The sequence below is a fragment of the Paraburkholderia sediminicola genome (assembly GCF_046027355.1).
Taxonomy (GTDB): domain Bacteria; phylum Pseudomonadota; class Gammaproteobacteria; order Burkholderiales; family Burkholderiaceae; genus Paraburkholderia; species Paraburkholderia sediminicola_B.
In genome coordinates this window covers 84226-101601 of sequence record NZ_JAQQEK010000011.1, presented here as the reverse complement: position 1 = coordinate 101601, position 17376 = coordinate 84226, and the positions used below count along the sequence as shown (strand labels likewise).

12 protein-coding genes, 1 tRNA gene and 2 riboswitches are annotated in these 17376 nt (G+C 63.1%); of the genes, 9 read left to right on the top strand and 4 right to left on the bottom strand.

Annotated elements, in window-relative coordinates:
* Window positions 1–17 precede the first annotated feature (17 nt).
* The gene (locus PQR42_RS20125; RefSeq protein ID WP_408384159.1) at window positions 18–539 is read right to left on the bottom strand and encodes an outer membrane protein; all 522 of its coding nucleotides are present in this window, start codon (window positions 537–539) and stop codon (window positions 18–20) included.
* 392 nt (window positions 540–931) lie between these two features.
* A tRNA-Arg gene (locus PQR42_RS20120) sits at window positions 932–1007 on the bottom strand.
* Between the two features lie 274 nt (window positions 1008–1281).
* Between PQR42_RS20120 and PQR42_RS20115 the strand changes: the two genes are divergently transcribed.
* Entirely contained in the window at window positions 1282–2181 is a 900-nt protein-coding gene (locus PQR42_RS20115; protein ID WP_408383958.1) for a c-type cytochrome, read from the top strand.
* A 165-nt stretch (window positions 2182–2346) separates the two neighbouring features.
* Here the strand turns inward: PQR42_RS20115 and PQR42_RS20110 are convergent, their stop codons facing one another.
* Window positions 2347–4437, bottom strand: coding sequence for a UvrD-helicase domain-containing protein (locus tag PQR42_RS20110; RefSeq protein ID WP_007180008.1), 2091 nt, complete (start codon window positions 4435–4437; stop codon window positions 2347–2349).
* Window positions 4438–4749: 312 nt separating this feature from the next.
* Between PQR42_RS20110 and PQR42_RS20105 the strand changes: the two genes are divergently transcribed.
* From PQR42_RS20105 to PQR42_RS20070, 8 genes are all read left to right on the top strand, one after another.
* Window positions 4750–5799, top strand: a complete 1050-nt coding sequence (locus tag PQR42_RS20105; RefSeq protein ID WP_408383956.1) for an oxidoreductase — start codon at window positions 4750–4752, stop codon at window positions 5797–5799.
* Window positions 5800–5996: 197 nt separating this feature from the next.
* Complete coding sequence (locus PQR42_RS20100; protein WP_408207092.1) at window positions 5997–6347, top strand: hypothetical protein; 351 nt, start codon at window positions 5997–5999, stop codon at window positions 6345–6347.
* Window positions 6348–6501: 154 nt separating this feature from the next.
* Window positions 6502–6602: riboswitch (glycine riboswitch) on the top strand.
* Window positions 6603–6636: 34 nt separating this feature from the next.
* Window positions 6637–6790, top strand: a riboswitch (glycine riboswitch).
* Between the two features lie 80 nt (window positions 6791–6870).
* Complete coding sequence (gene gcvT, locus PQR42_RS20095) at window positions 6871–7989, top strand: glycine cleavage system aminomethyltransferase GcvT (protein ID WP_408207090.1); 1119 nt, start codon at window positions 6871–6873, stop codon at window positions 7987–7989.
* A 64-nt stretch (window positions 7990–8053) separates the two neighbouring features.
* Complete coding sequence (gcvH, locus tag PQR42_RS20090; protein ID WP_012434788.1) at window positions 8054–8434, top strand: glycine cleavage system protein GcvH; 381 nt, start codon at window positions 8054–8056, stop codon at window positions 8432–8434.
* A 73-nt stretch (window positions 8435–8507) separates the two neighbouring features.
* The gene (gcvP, locus tag PQR42_RS20085) at window positions 8508–11444 is read left to right on the top strand and encodes an aminomethyl-transferring glycine dehydrogenase (RefSeq protein ID WP_408207087.1); all 2937 of its coding nucleotides are present in this window, start codon (window positions 8508–8510) and stop codon (window positions 11442–11444) included.
* A gap of 139 nt (window positions 11445–11583) precedes the next feature.
* Window positions 11584–12714, top strand: a complete 1131-nt coding sequence (locus PQR42_RS20080; protein WP_408207085.1) for an alginate lyase family protein — start codon at window positions 11584–11586, stop codon at window positions 12712–12714.
* A 29-nt stretch (window positions 12715–12743) separates the two neighbouring features.
* Window positions 12744–14132 carry an L-serine ammonia-lyase gene (locus PQR42_RS20075; RefSeq protein WP_408207083.1) on the top strand — a complete coding sequence of 463 codons (1389 nt, stop codon included), beginning with the start codon at window positions 12744–12746 and terminating at the stop codon, window positions 14130–14132.
* A gap of 216 nt (window positions 14133–14348) precedes the next feature.
* Window positions 14349–16067, top strand: a complete 1719-nt coding sequence (locus tag PQR42_RS20070) for a thiamine pyrophosphate-binding protein (RefSeq protein WP_408493701.1) — start codon at window positions 14349–14351, stop codon at window positions 16065–16067.
* A gap of 142 nt (window positions 16068–16209) precedes the next feature.
* Here PQR42_RS20070 and PQR42_RS20065 read toward each other — a convergent pair whose 3' ends face one another.
* Complete coding sequence (locus tag PQR42_RS20065; protein ID WP_408383952.1) at window positions 16210–17358, bottom strand: branched-chain amino acid ABC transporter substrate-binding protein; 1149 nt, start codon at window positions 17356–17358, stop codon at window positions 16210–16212.
* Window positions 17359–17376 lie beyond the last annotated feature (18 nt).

The window sequence follows — 17376 nt, the reverse complement described above, 5'->3', positions numbered from 1 at the left end:
GTCGCGAAGCCAGCGCGTTAGTTGAAGTGATATTGCACGCCGATTGTGAAACTGTTGTTTGTCCTTCGGGTGCCATCGTGATTGCTGGTGTCGGTTGTCCATTCGCCCACCGCGCTCACGTGTTTGGCGAATTTATATTCGACGCCTAGACCCCAGTGGAAACGTACATCCGGCCAGTCCGTCGTCAATCCAACACGTGCATATGGCATGAATTGATTGAACGGCATACCGAATTTCGCATCGATTCCGCCGTCTTTATATGTTGTCGAACCGTGGTGCAGATCGGCGAAAGCCTCGGCGCCCAGTACGAAGCGGTCGACGTCGAAGTTATATCCCGCCGTGAAACCCGGGAAAACCGTGGTGTGCGATGCTTTATTGACGACGCCTGAGGCATCGGAGGTATTCACACCCACCTTGAAACCCATATAGGGACCGGCAAACTCGCTTGCACTTGTTTGAGGAGTCACTGACTGCGCGTGGACAATATTGGATAGCATCATGATCGATGCAGTTAAAACCAGCCGGGTTATTCTGTACATGACCTGCAAAGCAAAATCAATTGGCACGCGAATACTTTCGCAGCACTTTTATTAATCAGGGGAAGCGAATGTCGAAATGCCGCTCCGGGGATATTCACGCGTAATGCAATGCGCATGACCGTCGCATGCTAATTAAGCGGATAGGATGGGGCAATGCGAAATTTCCGCAGACAGATGCTTAAACGTCGGCTTCTTAACCCACAGGTCAAAACATGACGGTAGTTTTAGGACGATTCTGCAAAGACGCGCGAGATCGTACATAGAACGTCGCTGGCGAACTCTATGCGGGTATGTTGGAGTTTAGGCAGCACTCGTCCGAACACGACAAGACCGCAAAAAACAAAAGGGCTTAGCGCATTCCGCGTAAGCCCTTGAACGAGATCGACTCTTTATGGTGCGCCCGGCTGGGATCGAACCAGCAACCCCTGCCTTCGGAGGGCAGTACTCTATCCATTGAGCTACGGGCGCTTCAACACGAAAGCGCGGCACCAGAACGGATGCGACGCCAAAGCGAGACCGAAAGGATACCCGGTTTCGGTCACACCGTCCACCGGACGGCCGCAATGGCGGCATCCGACGCCTTTCGGACGACCCACGCGATGCGGGTAAACGCCTGCTGAACACCTCGCCGCGCCCCTCGCCGCCGTCGAAATGTTCCGTCTATAATCGTCCGTGGCTGATTAACGAACAAGAAGTTGCCGTCACGCTGTACCGCTCACATACCCACGGAGACGAGACAAGCATGAGCGAAGCACCACACGGAGCCCCGATCAAAACCCCCGGGCAGCTTCTCGCCGCGATCATTGCCAGTTTTGCGGTACCGATCGTCATCATCGTTCTGCTAGTGATCTACGTCGACAATTCGACGCGCACCGGCGCCGGCACCGACTCTCTCTCCGAAGCCGAGGTCACCGCCCGCATCAAGCCATTCGCCCAGGTCGACATTCGCGACGCCAACGCGCCGCGCGTCTACAAGAGCGGCGAGGAAGTCTACAAGGCCGTGTGCTCCGCGTGTCACGCGTCGGGTGCGGCAGGCGCACCGAAATTCACCAATACCGCCGACTGGGCGCCGCGCATCGCGCAAGGCTTCGATACGCTGCTGCACACGGCGCTCATCGGTAAAGGTGCGATGCCGCCGCGCGGCGGCACCAGTCCGGACGACTACAGCGATTTCGAAATCGCCCGCGCGGTCGCTTACATGGCGAACAATTCCGGCGGAAGTTTCCCTGAACCGGCTCAGCCAGCGGTGGGCGCAGCGGCGGCGGCTTCAGGTGCAGCGTCCGCAGCACCGGCCGGCGCTTCGGACGCGGGTGCGGCCCAAGCCGCCGCAGCGATGGCCGCCATGGCGAGCGTGCCGCAAGCAGCCGCGCCGGCAGCGGGCGGCACGCAAAGCGCGGACGCGTCGCAAGCCGGCAAGGCGCTGTATCAGCAGGTTTGCCAGGCCTGTCACGCGGCCGGCGTGCTGAACGCACCGAAGTTGGGCGACAAGGAAGCGTGGGCACCGCGTCTGAAAGAGCCGATGGACACGGTCTATAACTACGCGCTGCACGGCAAGGGCGCGATGCCTCCGAAGGGCGGCTCGACTGCCTCCGACGCTGACGTGAAAGCCGCCGTCGACTACATGGTCAGCGCGGCCAAGTAAAACGCCCGCAGCGTTTGCCGCACTACAAAAAAATCCCTGCACCGCGGCAACGCGGTGCAGGGATTTTTCTATGTCTCAGCTGGCAGACAGGCCTGCGCGATTCGCGTTATGCGCCAGGTTAGGCGCTATCCCGGGCCACCGCGGACTCAGCGTTCATAGCGCCGCTCAAGGCTTCTGCAACAGCGCCTTCAAACTCGCGAGCCGGTCTTTCGGCGACATCGGCGCTTCTTCGGGTGTCGGCGGCGGGGCGTCGTCGAGCAGCATTTCGGGAATGAAGCGCGACGGCTCGCACACCACCGTCTCTCTCGCGCGCTTGCGCTTCTTGCACCAGTTCAGATGCAGGCTGCGTTGCGCACGCGTGATCGCCACGTACATCAGGCGGCGTTCTTCCTCGATGCGCGCGTCGTCGATCGGCTCGTCGTCCGGACCGCCGCGATGCGGCATGATGCCTTCCTCGACGCCCACCAGAAACACGTGCGGATACTCCAGTCCCTTCGACGCATGCACCGTCGAAAGCCGCACCGCGTCGGGATCTTCCTCGCGGCCTTCGAGCATCGACATCAGCGCCACCGTCTGGATCAGGCCGAGCAGACTCTTGCCGGTGTCGCCAAGACCGTCGGCGGTGTCGTAGCCGGTGGCTTCGTCGGCCGCCGCGCCCGTGGGCTCAGCCTTGGTGCCTTTGCGCTTGAGCCACTCCATGAACTCCAGCACGTTTTGCCACTTGGACTGCGCCTGACGTTCGTCGAACGCATCGTACAGATAGGCCTCGTAGTGGATCGCGTCCATCAGCTCGTCGAGCAGCGTGCCGGCGGCGTCCTTCTCGGCGCGATCGGTGAGGCGTTGCATGAAGTCGCAGAACACGCGCATGGGTTCGATCTGCCGCGGCGACAGACGCGCCTCGATGCCGCCCATGTACACCGCCTCGAACAGCGACACCTTGGCCTGGCCCGCGAACGAGCCGAGCGCCTCGAGCGTCGTATTGCCGACGCCGCGCCGCGGCGTGGTGATCGCGCGGATGAACGCGGGGTCGTCGTTCGCGTTGGCGATCAGACGCAGATACGCGCAGATGTCCTTGATCTCGGCTTTGTCGAAGAACGACTGGCCGCCTGACAGCACATACGGAATCCGCTCACGCCGCAACACCTGTTCGAAGATCCGCGCCTGGAAATTGCCGCGATACAGGATCGCGTAGTCACGGAAATTCGCGCGCCGCTCGAACTTGTGCGCCGACAGACGAAACACCACGGACTCGGCCTCGTGCTCTTCGTCGTTGCACGGCGTGACGGTGATCGTGTCGCCCATGCCGTGCTCGGACCACAACTTCTTTTCGAACAGCTTCGGATTGTTCGCGATCACGTTGTTCGCGGCGGTCAGAATGCGCACCGTCGAGCGGTAGTTCTGCTCCAGCTTGATCAGATGCAGCTTCGGAAAATCCTTGCTGAGCTGCCCGAGATTTTCGAGCGTCGCGCCGCGCCAGCCGTAGATCGCCTGATCGTCGTCGCCAACCGCCGTGAACGCCGCCCGCTTGCCGGCCAGCAGCTTCACCAGTTCGTACTGGCAGGCGTTGGTGTCCTGATACTCGTCGATCAGCAGATAGCGCAGCTTGTTCTGCCAGCGGTCGCGCACCTGCTCGTTCTTTTCGAAGAGTTCGGCGGGCAGACGGATCAGGTCGTCGAAATCGACCGCCTGATACGCATGCAGCGTCGCCACGTAATTGCGGTAGACGATCGCGGCCTGATGTTCGTCCTCGTTCGCGGCGATCGCGATCGCCTGCTCGGGCATGATCATGCCGTTCTTCCACAGCGAGATGATCGACTGGATCTTGCGGATAAACCCCTTGTCCGTCGAGCCGACCTGCTCCTGGATCATGCCGAAGCAGTCGTCGGAATCCATGATCGAGAACTGCGGCTTCAGGCCGACGTGCTCCGCTTCCTGCCGCAGAATCTGCACGCCGAGCGAGTGGAAAGTGCAGACCGTCAACTGATTGACGGGCACTTTGCGGCCTTCCTTGCCGGGCGTGGTGAGCGTCTTGCCTTCGAGCAGCTTGCCCACGCGCTCGCGCATTTCCAACGCGGCCTTGTTCGTGAACGTGACGGCGGCGATGTGGCGCGGCTCGAAGCCCTTGGCCTCGATCAGGTGCGCGATCTTCTGCGTGATCACGCGCGTCTTGCCGCTGCCGGCGCCGGCGAGCACGAGACACGGACCGTCAAGATAACGGACCGCTTCATTTTGAGCGGGGTTCAGGCCTGCGGACATCGTCTGTGGATGGGTAAAGCGGTTGAAAGCGGCGGTTGAGGGCGTAGCGGCGCGGCGATTGCCGGCCGAAGGCCCGGGGGCATGCTGCGCGGCCCCGGCGGCTGGAACGGGCGCCCCGCGCGGTGCGAGGTTGTTCCGGCCCGCCGCGGTTCGCGCGAGAGGAGCGATGTTAACACGATTGTGCTGACAGATAGCTGCGACCGACGCCCACCACGACGCCGACGATCCACCTTCAGGACATGCCACAATTGCGGTGTTGCGCGCCGTCGCCGCGGTGGCAAAGCGGCGCGCCGTTTTTGCAGGAAGACACGCATGTCCGCATCGCTGAAGATTGGATTGATGGGTTACGGTTTCGCTGGCGCGACCTTCCACGCGCCGGTGATCGAGCACTGCGGCCGCGCAAGCGTCGCGGCCATTGCCACGAGCCAGCCGGAGCGCGCGCTCGCCGACTATCCGCACACGAAGGTGGTGGCCGACCTCGACGCGCTGCTGGCGCTCGAGGAAATCGACTGCATCGTGATCGCCACACCGAACGACACGCACTTCGACCTGGCGCGCCGCACGCTGGAAGCGGGCAAGCACGTGGTGGTCGACAAACCGGTCACGCTGAACGCGGCCGACGCCCACACGCTGGCCAACATCGCGCTCGCCCGCAGCAAACTCTTCATACCGTTTCACAACCGTCGCTGGGACGGCGATTTTCTGACCGTGCGCGATCTGCTCGCGAGCGGTGAATTGGGACGGATCACGCAATACGAATCGCACTTCGACCGCTTCCGGCCGGAGGTGCGGCAGCGTTGGCGCGAGGAAGCGTCGCGCGGCGGCGGCTTGCTGCTGGACCTCGGGCCGCATCTGATCGACCAGACGCTGGCGCTGTTCGGCGCGCCGCAAACCGTGTCGGCAACAGTGCGCACACATCGCGACGACGCCGGCGCGCCCGACTACGTGCATATCCAGCTCGGCTACGGTGAGTTCGAAGTGGTGCTGCACGCCAGCGCGTTGACGGCGCTGGTCGCGCCGCGTTTCACCATCCACGGCACGCGCGGCAGCTATATGAAATACGGCCTCGACACGCAAGAAGATCAGTTGAAGGCGGCCCTGCGGCCGGGCGACGACGGTTTCGGCGCCGGCAATGCCGCAGGTGTGCTGCGCGTGCAGGAAGGCGATCAGGAAGTCGAGCGCGAGTTGCCGACGCGCAATGGCGACTACGCCGGGTTCTATATCGCGGTGGCCGACGCGATCCAGAACGGCGTGAAATTCCCGGTCAGCGCGCAGGACGCCGTCGACGTCATGACGGTTATCGAGCTTGCCGCGCGAAGTTCGGAAGAAGGCGCCCGGCTGCCGTTCGAGCGAATTCGCTGAGCGCTTTGCCTGCGTGGCGAAACGGTTTGTGTACCTAAAACGGCACTCGCCGCCTGCGTCGCGCAGGCCAAGACCCTGACAAGCCCGAAAGGAACATAACGTTACAAATAAGGCCGCGCTGCCGGTCAGCGCGGCCCGGCAGTCATCCGTTGCTACCGGGGTAGCACCACAAAACGACAATGACTTCCGGAGAGTCCATGCCTCGTCCTATCCGCGCGCTCGCCGCGTGCGCCTTGCTCAGTTCTCTCGCCGCCTGCGTGGTGTCGCCTCAACCCGCGCCGGCGCCTCGTCCCAACCCGCAACAGATCGCGGATCAGCGCCTGCGCCAGGTCGACGGCCGCATCGACAATCTCAGCCGCCGGATCGACAACCGCGTGAATCAGGGCTATTACCCGCCGCCCCAAGGCGGCGCGCTGCACCATCGCCTCGACGTGATCCGTCAGGAAGCGCACGACATGGCCGCGCAACACGGCGGCGGCCTGTCCGGCGACGAACAACGCGTGCTGAATCAGGAACTGGACAACGCGGCACACGCCATCGGCGAATAATCGCGCCAGTATCAATTCCAACTCCAGCACCGAAGCAGCACGAGCGCGGGGATCACGTCCCGCGCTTTTTTTGACAGGTGCGAAGGCGGTGCGTCAACCGCCGCGCCGCTCGCGGGCCTTTATTTGACAAGCCCCCGGCCCTCGCGTACATTCGCCGCACGCGTCGGGAGAGCGTGCTGGCCGCAGAAAACCGCAGGCCGCGCCGCCGAAGGGGCACACCCGCAAACTCTCAGGCAAAAGGACCGACCGCGTCGAAAAACCCGCGTCCAGGCAACATCGAGGCACCGGTTTTTCGCACTCTGGAGAGCGGCAGTAGCCGTCTGCATCGTTTAATCGAGCGGATTCTGGCAGGCTGCCCACCGAAGGGGCGCGCGTTTCACCGTGACGGACTCACGTTCTCATGGCAACGCAATCTCTCAGGTATCGAGGACAGAGGGGCCATGCAACGCATCGCTCGCAGCCAGAAGGCCGCGAGGCGTAGCGCCGCATGGCCTTTTTTGTTTCGCGAGATGCCCGAGGCCCCATGACCGAACTCAAACACACCCCGCTCAACGCCACCCATCGTGCGCTCAATGCCCGCATGGTCGATTTCGGCGGCTGGGACATGCCCGTCAACTACGGCTCGCAGATCGACGAACACCGCGCCGTGCGCACCGACGCCGGCATGTTCGACGTCTCGCACATGTGCGTCGTCGATTTCACCGGCGAGCGCGTGCGCGCCTTCTTCGAATATGCGCTGGCGAACAGCGTCGCCAAGCTGCAAACGCCCGGCCGCGCGCTGTACTCCTGCCTGCTGAACCCGAATGGCGGCGTGATCGACGACCTGATCGTCTATTACTTCGGCGAAGATCACTTCCGCGTGGTCGTCAACGCCGGCACCGCTGATAAAGACATCGCCTGGTTCGGCCAGCTCAACGCCGAAGGCGGCTTCGGCCTGACCATCACGCCGCGCCGCGATTACGCGATCGTCGCGGTGCAAGGCCCGAACGCCCGCGAAAAAGTCTGGCAAACGGTACCGGCCGCGCGCGCCGCCACGGAAGCTTTGAAGCCCTTCAACGCCGCCCGTATCGAAGACACGCCCTTTGGCGAATTGACCGTCGCGCGCACGGGCTACACCGGCGAAGACGGCTTCGAAATCATCGTGCCGGCGGATCACGTCGAAGCGCTGTGGAACGCATTGCAAGCCCAAGGCGTGCGCCCGGCCGGTCTCGGCGCGCGCGACACGCTGCGCCTCGAAGCCGGCATGAACCTGTACGGCCAGGATATGGACGACAACGTCTCGCCGCTCGACGCCGGCCTCGCCTGGACGGTCGACCTCACGTCGCCGCGCGACTTCGTCGGCAAGGGCAAGCTGGAAGCGGACGGTTCGCAAGCCGCGTTCGTCGGCCTGATCCTGCTGAAGGAAAACGGCAAGGCGGCAGGCGTGCTGCGTGCTCATCAGAAAGTCGTCACGCCGCAGGGCGAAGGCGAAATCACCAGCGGCACGTTTTCGCCGACCATGCAGGAATCGATCGCTTTCGCACGCGTGCCCAAGGGCGTGCAGCCGGGCGACACCGTGCACGTTCAGATTCGCGACAAAAACGTTCCTGCAAGCGTGGTAAAACTGCCGTTCGTGCGCAACGGCAAAGTGCTCGCGGTTTAAGCAACCGGCGCGTGCGTCCACTTTTTTCAAGTCACTACCGAATCACACCGCATAGGAGCATCCGATGAGCATCCCGGCCGATCTGAAATACACCGAATCGCACGAGTGGGTCCGCACCGAAGCGGACGGCACGCTGACGGTCGGCATCACCGACCACGCGCAGGAAGCGCTCGGCGATATCGTCTTCTTCGAAGTCCAGGAACTGGGCAAGACCGTCACGGCAGGCGACACCGTCGCTGTCATCGAATCGGTGAAAGCCGCTTCGGATATTTACGCGCCGGTCTCGGGCGAAATCATCGAAGCCAACACCGCCGTGGCCGACACGCCTGATTCGGTCAACAGCACGCCGTACGAAAGCTGGCTCTTCAAGATCAAGCCGGCTGCGGACGCCACGCAGGATCGTCTGATCGACGCCGACGCGTACACCAAGTCAATCGGCGCCTGATTAACCTTTACGTTTAACCCGACAGGTGCGGCGCGTCCTTTTCAGGGGGACAGCCGCACCGCCAGGAACACCCATGAAGCTCGAACACCCGGATCGTCTGATGAACCGCACTCCTCTCTCGCTCGCCGCGCTCGAAGTGCATGACGCCTTCGCCGAACGGCACATCGGCCCGGATGCGGCCGACCAGCACGCGATGCTTGAAGCCCTCGGCTTCGCGTCGCGCGCCGCGCTGATCGACGCCGTCATTCCGAAGACGATCCGCCGCACCGAAACGCTGCCGCTCGGCCCCTTCACGCAACCGAAGAGCGAAGCGGAAGCGCTCGCCGCGCTGCGCGAACTCGCGGATAAGAACCAGGTGTTCCGCTCGTACATCGGGCAGGGCTATTACAACGCGCACACGCCGACGGTGATCCTGCGTAACGTGCTGGAAAATCCGGCGTGGTACACCGCGTACACGCCGTATCAGCCGGAAATTTCGCAGGGCCGTCTGGAAGCGCTGCTGAATTTCCAGCAGATGATCGTCGACCTGACGGGTCTGGCGATTTCGAATGCATCGCTGCTCGATGAAGCGACGGCCGCGGCTGAAGCGATGACGCTGCTGCAACGCATCGGCAAGCCGAAGTCGAATGTGTTTTACGTGGCCGACGACGTGCTGCCGCAAACCATCGAAGTGGTGAAGACGCGCGCCACGCCGGTGGGCATCGAAGTGAAAGTGGGCCCGGCTGCGGAAGCGGCGAGCGCGAATGCGTTCGGCGTGCTGCTGCAATACCCGGGCGTGAACGGCGACGTGCGCGACTACCGCGCGCTCACCGAAGCAATTCATGCAGCGGGCGGCCACGTGGTGGTCGCCGCCGACCTGCTCGCGCTGACCGTCCTCACGCCGCCGGGCGAATGGGGCGCGGACGTGGCCGTCGGCAATACGCAGCGCTTTGGCGTGCCGGTCGGCTTCGGCGGCCCGCATGCGGCTTACCTCGCGGTGCGCGACGAATTCAAGCGTCAGATGCCGGGCCGCCTCGTCGGCGTGACCGTCGACGCGCAAGGCAACCCCGCGCTGCGTCTCGCGCTGCAAACGCGCGAACAGCATATCCGCCGCGAGAAGGCCACCTCGAACGTGTGTACCGCGCAAGCGCTGCTCGCGATCATGGCCAGCATGTACGCCGTCTATCACGGCCCGCACGGTCTGAAGACGATCGCGCTGCGTGTGAACCGCATCGCCGCGTTGCTGGCGGAAGGCGCGAAGCAACTCGGCTACACGCTCGCCAACGAAACCTTCTTCGACACGCTCACGTTCGAATCCGGCGCGCGCACGCAAGCGCTGCACGACGCCGCGCAAGCGAAGCGCATCAACCTGCGCCGCGTGAGCGACACGCAAGTCGGCCTGTCGATCGACGAAACCACCACGCGCCGCGATCTGGCCGATCTTCTTGAAGTGTTCGCGCAAGCCGCGGGCGCGAAGGACGTGCCGCAAGTCGACACGCTCGACGAAAAGCTCGCCGCGTCGAACAGCGCATCGGTGCCGGTCGCGCTCGAACGCACCAGCGCGTACCTCACGCACCATGTGTTCAACCGTCATCATTCGGAAACGGAAATGCTGCGGTATGTGCGCAGCCTGTCGGACAAGGATCTCGCGCTCGACCGCTCGATGATTCCGCTCGGCTCGTGCACGATGAAGCTGAACGCGACCTCGGAAATGCTGCCGGTCACGTGGCCTGAATTCGGCCAGATCCATCCGTTCGCACCGGCTGAGCAAACCGTCGGCTACCGCGAGATGATCGATCAGCTCGAAGAGATGCTGGTCGCGGCTACCGGCTACGCTGCCGTGTCGCTGCAACCGAACGCCGGCTCGCAAGGCGAATACGCCGGTCTGTTGATCATCCACGCGTATCACGCGTCGCGCGGCGAGGCGCATCGTAACGTCTGCCTGATTCCCGCTTCGGCACATGGCACGAACCCGGCGTCGGCACAGATGGCCGGCATGCAGGTGGTCGTGGTGGCATGTGACGCGCAAGGCAACGTCGATATCGAAGACCTGCAGAAGAAGGCCGATCAGCACGCCGACAAACTCGCGGCGATCATGATCACCTATCCGTCCACGCATGGCGTGTTCGAGCAGAACGTCCGCGAAATCTGCGAGATCGTGCACGCGCACGGCGGCCAGGTGTATGTGGACGGTGCGAACATGAACGCGATGGTCGGCCTGACCGCGCCGGGCCAGTTTGGCGGCGACGTCTCGCACCTGAACCTGCACAAGACCTTCTGCATTCCGCACGGCGGCGGCGGACCGGGCGTCGGTCCGGTTGCGGTCGGCGCGCATCTCGCGCAATTCCTGCCGAACCAGATCTCGTCGGGCTATGAACGCGCGCCGAACGGCATCGGCGCGGTGTCGGGCGCACCGTACGGCTCGGCATCGATCCTGCCGATCTCGTGGATGTATATCGCGATGATGGGCGCGAAGAACCTTACCGCCGCGACCGAAACCGCGATCCTCAACGCGAACTACGTCGCCAAGAAACTGGCGCCGCACTATCCGGTGCTGTATTCGGGCCCGGGCGGACTGGTCGCGCACGAATGCATTCTCGATCTGCGTCCGATCAAGGAAACCAGCGGCATCACCGTCGACGACGTCGCCAAGCGTCTCGCCGACTACGGCTTCCACGCGCCGACGATGAGCTTCCCGGTGCCGGGCACGCTGATGGTCGAGCCGACCGAATCGGAATCGAAGGAAGAACTCGACCGTTTCGTCGAAGCGATGATCGCGATCCGCGAGGAAATCCGCGCCGTCGAAGAAGGCCGCTCGGATCGCGAAGACAATCCGCTCAAGCACGCGCCGCACACGGCGGCGGTGGTGATCGCGAATGACTGGAAGCACGCGTATGCGCGCGAAACCGCAGCGTATCCGCTGCCCACGCTGATCGCGAAGAAGTACTGGCCGCCGGTCGGCCGCGCGGACAACGTGTACGGCGACCGCAACCTGTTCTGCTCCTGCGTGCCGATCGCCGACTACGAGTAAGCTGGATCGTTGCCGCGTATCGCCCGTTGCCTCGAAAAGAGGCGGCCGGGCGGTGCGTGGTTCGGTCCTCGGTTCTCTGTCGCTCCTGGCCGCAAACGGCTAACATCACACACCGAATCAGCCTAACGAGGAGTTTCGCATGGCGCGAAAGGTGCGATTGATGCAAAGCCGGACCGAACCAAGGCGAGCCCGGACGTGGCGGCAAGCCTGCACGCTGCTGTTGGCTGGCGCAGCCGTGCTGCTGCCGCTGGGGCAAGCGCAGGCCGCGATGAATTTTTGTGCGGCGCCCGCCCTGCAAACCAGCGAACGCACGAACGCCGATCCCGGCGTGAAAGCGCTGGTGAGCAATGTGCAGGCCCATCTGAACGACCAGCCGCATGCGCTGGCGAAACTGCATACCGAAGGCACGCTGCCGCACGAAGGCATTTACGACCAGAGCGTCGAAGCGGAGAAAGATCTCGATCTGTTGCGCGACGCCGCGCTCGCCTGGCGCGCCACCAGCGACGATCGTTATCTCAAGCTGGTCGACCGCTTGCTGTTCGCCTGGGTCACGACCTATCAACCGAGCTTCAATCCGATCGACGAAACCCGTTTCGAAGGACTGATTCTCGCGTACGACATGACAGCAAGCGCTTTGCCGGTGAAAACGCGCAATGCGTCGATGGCGTTCCTGACGAAACTCGCTAACGGCTACATCGGGCAAATCGATGCGCAGCCGCGGCCGCTCAAGGGCACGTTCAGGAACAACTGGCAGAGCCATCGGATCAAACTGATTGCGATGGCCGCGTTCACGCTCGACAACCGCAAGATGATCAACGCGGCGCAGCGTCTGTTCGTCGAGCATATCGGCGACAACATCGAGCCGGATGGTTCGACGATCGATTTCAGCGAACGCGACGCGTTGCATTACGTCACGTACGATTTGCAGCCGCTCGTGACAGCCGCGCTCGCCGCGCGCCGCCATAACCGTAACTGGCTGCCGGAAAAGGGCGCGGACGGCGCCTCGCTGCAAGCCGCGCTCAACTGGCTGGAGCCGTATGCGGCCGGCGGCAAGACGCATGAGGAATTCGTGCATTCGAGCGTTCCGTTCGATGCAAGACGTCGCGAGGCTGGCTTGCCCGGCTATTCGGGTCAGTGGGACCCGAAGAACGCGACGGAACTGTTTCACCTGGCGGCGCGCCTAGACGGGCGCTATACGCCGATCGCGCTACAGCTCGCACCGACGCCGCCCGCGTGGCTCGCCGTGTGTTTGCCGCTGTCGGCGCGGTAAACCAACTCATCATCAGCAGGGAGCAGTAAATGGCAGTCAGCGTGTTCGACCTCTTCAAAATCGGCATTGGCCCGTCCAGTTCGCATACGGTCGGGCCGATGCGCGCGGCGCTGATGTTCGCACAGGGGCTCGAACGCGATGGGCTGCTCGCTGCGACCGCATCGGTGAAAGTGGATCTGTACGGCTCGCTCGGCGCGACGGGCAAGGGGCACGGCACTGATCGCGGCGTCATGCTCGGTCTGATGGGCGACGCGCCCGACACCGTGGACCCGGACACGATCGCGCAGCGGCTTGAGGTAGTACGCGTGTCCCGCAAGCTGGCACTGCTCGGCACGCACGAGGTGCCGTTCGTGCAGAAGGATCACATTTCGTTTTATCGTCAGGCGCTGCCCGAACATCCGAACGGCCTGAAGTTGCGCGCGTTCGACGCGCAGGGCGAGACGTTGCGCGAGTCGACCTATCTGTCGGTGGGCGGCGGGTTCGTGGTGACGGCCGGCGCGCCGAACACGAAGGTGCTGAGCGCCGTCGATCAACTGCCGCACTCGTTTCGCAGCGGCAACGAATTGCTCGCGCTGTGTGAATCGACCGGCAAGAGCATCGCCCAACTGATGTGGGAAAACGAGCGCGTCTGGCATACGGAAGAAGAGACGCGCGCGGGCTTGCTGAAGATCTGGGACGTGATGCAATCGTGCGTATCGCGGGGTTGCGGCATCAACAATCCGGATGCCGACGGTAACTTGCCCGGTCCGTTCCAGGTGAAGCGCCGCGCGCCGCAGTTGTATCGCGCGCTGTCGGGCAATCCGGAGCTGGCGTTGCGCGATCCGCTGTCGATGATCGACTGGATCAATCTGTACGCGATCGCCGTCAACGAAGAAAACGCCGCCGGTGGACGCGTGGTAACGGCGCCGACCAATGGCGCGGCCGGCATCATCCCGGCCGTGCTGCATTACTACACGCGCTTCATGCCGGGCTCGAATCAGCAAGGCGTGATCGACTTCCTGATGACCGCCGCGGCGATCGGCATTCTGTACAAGCTGAACGCGTCGATTTCCGGTGCCGAAGTGGGTTGTCAGGGCGAAGTGGGCGTCGCGTGTTCGATGGCGGCGGGCGCGCTCGCCGCAGTCATGGGTGGCACGCCGCGGCAGGTCGAAAACGCTGCGGAAATCGGCATGGAGCATAACCTCGGGCTGACGTGCGATCCGGTCGGCGGCATGGTGCAGATTCCGTGCATCGAACGCAATGCGATGGCATCGGTGAAGGCGGTCAATGCGGCGCGCATGGCCTTGCGCGGCGATGGCAGCCATTACGTGTCGCTCGACTCGGTGATCAAGACAATGCGTGAAACCGGCGCGGATATGAAGACCAAGTACAAGGAAACGTCGCGCGGCGGGTTGGCGGTGAATATCGTCGAGTGTTGAGTTGCGCGCTTTACGGCAAATGACCACAACGACGCGGGCTATAAGGCCCGCGTTTTTTATTTGCATGGCGCGTCATGCGCGAGCACCAAGGTTGCGCTGCGCCGTGACAGCGCTGCCGCGCTCGGCGTAAGCTGTTGAAGCGCCGCATCGGCAAGCGTCCTGCCGATGGCGGCATTCTCACACCGCACTCATGCACTGCCTGGAGGCTTCATCGCAATGTCGCAGCCGAATGCTCCTGTTTCCGGTTCCGCCGCCGCTCAAACCACTGGCGCGCGTCTCGTCGTCGATGCTTTGCTTACGCACGGCGTCGAACGTGTTTTCTGTGTGCCTGGCGAGAGTTTTCTCGCTGTGCTCGATTCGCTGCACGACGAAACCGAACGTATCCAGACCATTGTTTGCCGTCACGAAGCGGCTGCGGCGAATATGGCGGAGGCCGTCGGCAAATTGACCGGCCGGCCAGGCGTCGCACTCGTCACACGCGGGCCGGGCGCCACGCATGCATCGATCGGCGTGCACACGGCGTTTCAGGATTCCACGCCGATGATTCTGCTGATCGGCCAATGCGCGCGTGAGCATCTCGACCGCGAGGCATTCCAGGAAATCGACTATCGGCGCATGTTCGGCCAGATGGCGAAGTGGGTCGCGCAAATCGACGATCCGAAGCGCATTCCCGAATACCTGAGCCATGCGTTTCACACGGCGACTTCCGGGCGTCCCGGGCCCGTGGTGTTGTCGTTGCCGGAAGATGTGTTGAGCGATGCATGCGAAGCCGTGGCCGGCGCGCCGGCTTATCAGCGCGTCGCGGCGTCACCGTCGGCGGCGCAGATCGAGAAGTTGCGCGTATTGCTCGAAGGCGCGCAACGGCCGATGGTGATTGCGGGCGGCAGCGGCTGGACGCCTGCTGCGTGCGCGGACTTTCGACGCTTCGTCGAAAACTGGCAATTGCCGGTCGGCCTCGCGTTCCGCTTTCAGGATACGCTCGACAACGAGCATCCGAATTACGCGGGCGACGTCGGCCTCGGCATCAACCCGGCGCTGGCGCAACGTATCCGCGACGCCGATGTGCTGCTCGCAATCGGACCGCGTTTGGGCGAAGCGACGACCAATGGCTACACGTTGCTCGACATTCCGAAGACCAAACAAACGCTCGTGCATGTGCATCAAGGTGCGGAGGAATTGGGCCGCGTGTATGCGGCGGATCTGCCGATCGTTTCCGGCATGCCGGAGTTGGCAGCGATGCTCGCAGAGTTGGAGCCGTCGTCCGAGCAACTCGCCTGGTCGGGCGCGGCGAGCGAGGCGCATCAGGCGTATCTCGACTGGCGCAAACCACGTCAGATCCCCGGCGACGTGCAGATGGGTGAAGTGATCCAGCAGTTGCGCGCGCATCTACCCGACGACGCGATTCTCACCAACGGTGCGGGCAATTACGCGACGTGGTTGCATCGGCACTTCTCGTATCGCCATTACCGTTCGCAGCTTGCGCCGACGAGTGGCGCGATGGGCTACGGCGTGCCGGCGGCGATCGCGGCGAAGTCGATGTATCCGCAACGCGCTGTGGTCGCGCTGGCCGGCGACGGCTGCTTCATGATGGCCGCGCAAGAACTCGCGACGGCGATGCAGTACGACCTGCACGTGCTTTTCATCGTGGTGAATAACAGTCACTTCGGGACGATTCGCATGCATCAGGAGCGGCATTATCCGAACCGTGTGCATGGCACCGGACTCACGAATCCGGATTTCGCAGCGTTTGCGCGTTCGTTCGGCGCGCACGGTGAAACGGTGGAACGGACTGAGGATTTTCTGCCTGCGCTAAAGCGTTCGCTTGAAGCGAAGCGCGCGGCGGTGATCGAGATTCGTATGCCGCAGGAAGCGAGCACGCCGGGTGCGACGTTGGAGCAGATCAGGGAGCAGGGGAGGAAGATGCGAGGGGAGTAATTGCGTTGTCGTGCCATCTGCATGCGACGTCGCGAAGTACCAAATAAAAAGCCCTGTGGTTTTTGAACCGCAGGGCTTTTTTTGCACCGGTTGCCACGTCAAACCATCACGCGGCAGCCGGGTGCTCTAGCAGAAAAGCTGCTTACTTCCCACCCACGCTCTGCAGCGTCGTCCACTTGCCGTCGACAACCTTGTACAGCGTGATGCCGCCGTTCTTCAGATCACCCTTGCTGTCATACGCAAGATTCGCGGACGTCACCGCCGGCATCGAGGTCTTCGCGAGCACCGGCAGGTACTTGGCCGGATCGGTCGAGTTCGCCTTCTTCATTGCGTCGAACATGGCCATTGCGCCGTCGTAAGCGTACGGCGAGTACGTTTGCACGTCTTCGTTGAAACGCTTCTTGTACTTCGCGACGTAGTCCTTGCCGCCCGGCATTTCTTCCAGCGGCAGGCCGGCGAGCGATGCCACCGTGCCGTTCGCCGCGTCACCCGCGATCTGGATGAACGTCGGCGTGTGGACCATTTCGCCGCCCATCAGCGGCGCCTTGATGCCCAGTGCCTTCATCTGCTTGACCATCGGTGCCGCTTGCGAATCCGCGCCGCCGTAGTAGATCAGATCCGGTTGGACCGACTTCAGCTTGGTCAGGATCGACTTGAAGTCGACGGCCTTGTCGTTCGTGTATTCACGATCGACGATCTGGCCGCCCGCGGCCTTCGCTGCCTTTTCGAACTGATCCGCGAGACCTTGGCCGTAGGCCGTGCGGTCGTCGACGATCACGATCTTCTTCATGCCCAGCGTCTTGACCGCGAACGTACCGGCGACCGAACCTTGCTGCGTGTCGGACGTCATCATGCGGAACGTGGTCTTGAAGCCTTGTTGCGTGTATTCAGGCGCCGTCGCCATGGCGATTTCGGGGATGCCCGCGTTCGCGTAAATGCGCGAAGCCGGAATCGTGGTACCCGAGTTGAAGTGGCCGAGCATGCCCTTGATGCCGTCATCCACCAGCTTCTGTGCAACCGTCGTGCCGGTGCGCGGGTCAGCCTGGTCGTCGGCCGAATCCAGCACGAAGCGGACTTGCTTGCCGCCGATCACCGGCTTGGTCGCGTTCATGTCTTCCACTGCCAGCGTGATGCCGTTCTGGAAGTCCTTGCCGTAGTGCGCCTGAGCGCCCGTCATCGGGCCGGCAAAGCCGACCTTCACATCTTCCGTCGATTGAGCATTGGCCGTCCCCGCCAGCGACATCGCTGCAACCAGTGCAGCGCCTGCCAGCTGTTTCATCTTGTGTTGCATAGCTTCTCCTTGGTACCA

Bases quoted from the DNA above. Each gene is read 5' to 3' on its own strand.
- PQR42_RS20100 (WP_408207092.1), top strand. From the start codon at position 5,997: ATGCCTCGTCCTATCCGCGCGCTCGCCGCGTGCGCCTTGCTCAGTTCT.
- PQR42_RS20070 (WP_408493701.1), top strand. From the start codon at position 14,349: ATGTCGCAGCCGAATGCTCCTGTTTCCGGTTCCGCCGCCGCTCAAACC.
- PQR42_RS20125 (WP_408384159.1), bottom strand. From the start codon at position 539: ATGTACAGAATAACCCGGCTGGTTTTAACTGCATCGATCATGATGCTA.
- gcvH (WP_012434788.1), top strand. From the start codon at position 8,054: ATGAGCATCCCGGCCGATCTGAAATACACCGAATCGCACGAGTGGGTC.
- PQR42_RS20065 (WP_408383952.1), bottom strand. From the start codon at position 17,358: ATGCAACACAAGATGAAACAGCTGGCAGGCGCTGCACTGGTTGCAGCG.
- PQR42_RS20105 (WP_408383956.1), top strand. From the start codon at position 4,750: ATGTCCGCATCGCTGAAGATTGGATTGATGGGTTACGGTTTCGCTGGC.
- gcvP (WP_408207087.1), top strand. From the start codon at position 8,508: ATGAAGCTCGAACACCCGGATCGTCTGATGAACCGCACTCCTCTCTCG.
- gcvT (WP_408207090.1), top strand. From the start codon at position 6,871: ATGACCGAACTCAAACACACCCCGCTCAACGCCACCCATCGTGCGCTC.
- PQR42_RS20080 (WP_408207085.1), top strand. From the start codon at position 11,584: ATGGCGCGAAAGGTGCGATTGATGCAAAGCCGGACCGAACCAAGGCGA.
- PQR42_RS20075 (WP_408207083.1), top strand. From the start codon at position 12,744: ATGGCAGTCAGCGTGTTCGACCTCTTCAAAATCGGCATTGGCCCGTCC.
- PQR42_RS20115 (WP_408383958.1), top strand. From the start codon at position 1,282: ATGAGCGAAGCACCACACGGAGCCCCGATCAAAACCCCCGGGCAGCTT.
- PQR42_RS20110 (WP_007180008.1), bottom strand. From the start codon at position 4,437: ATGTCCGCAGGCCTGAACCCCGCTCAAAATGAAGCGGTCCGTTATCTT.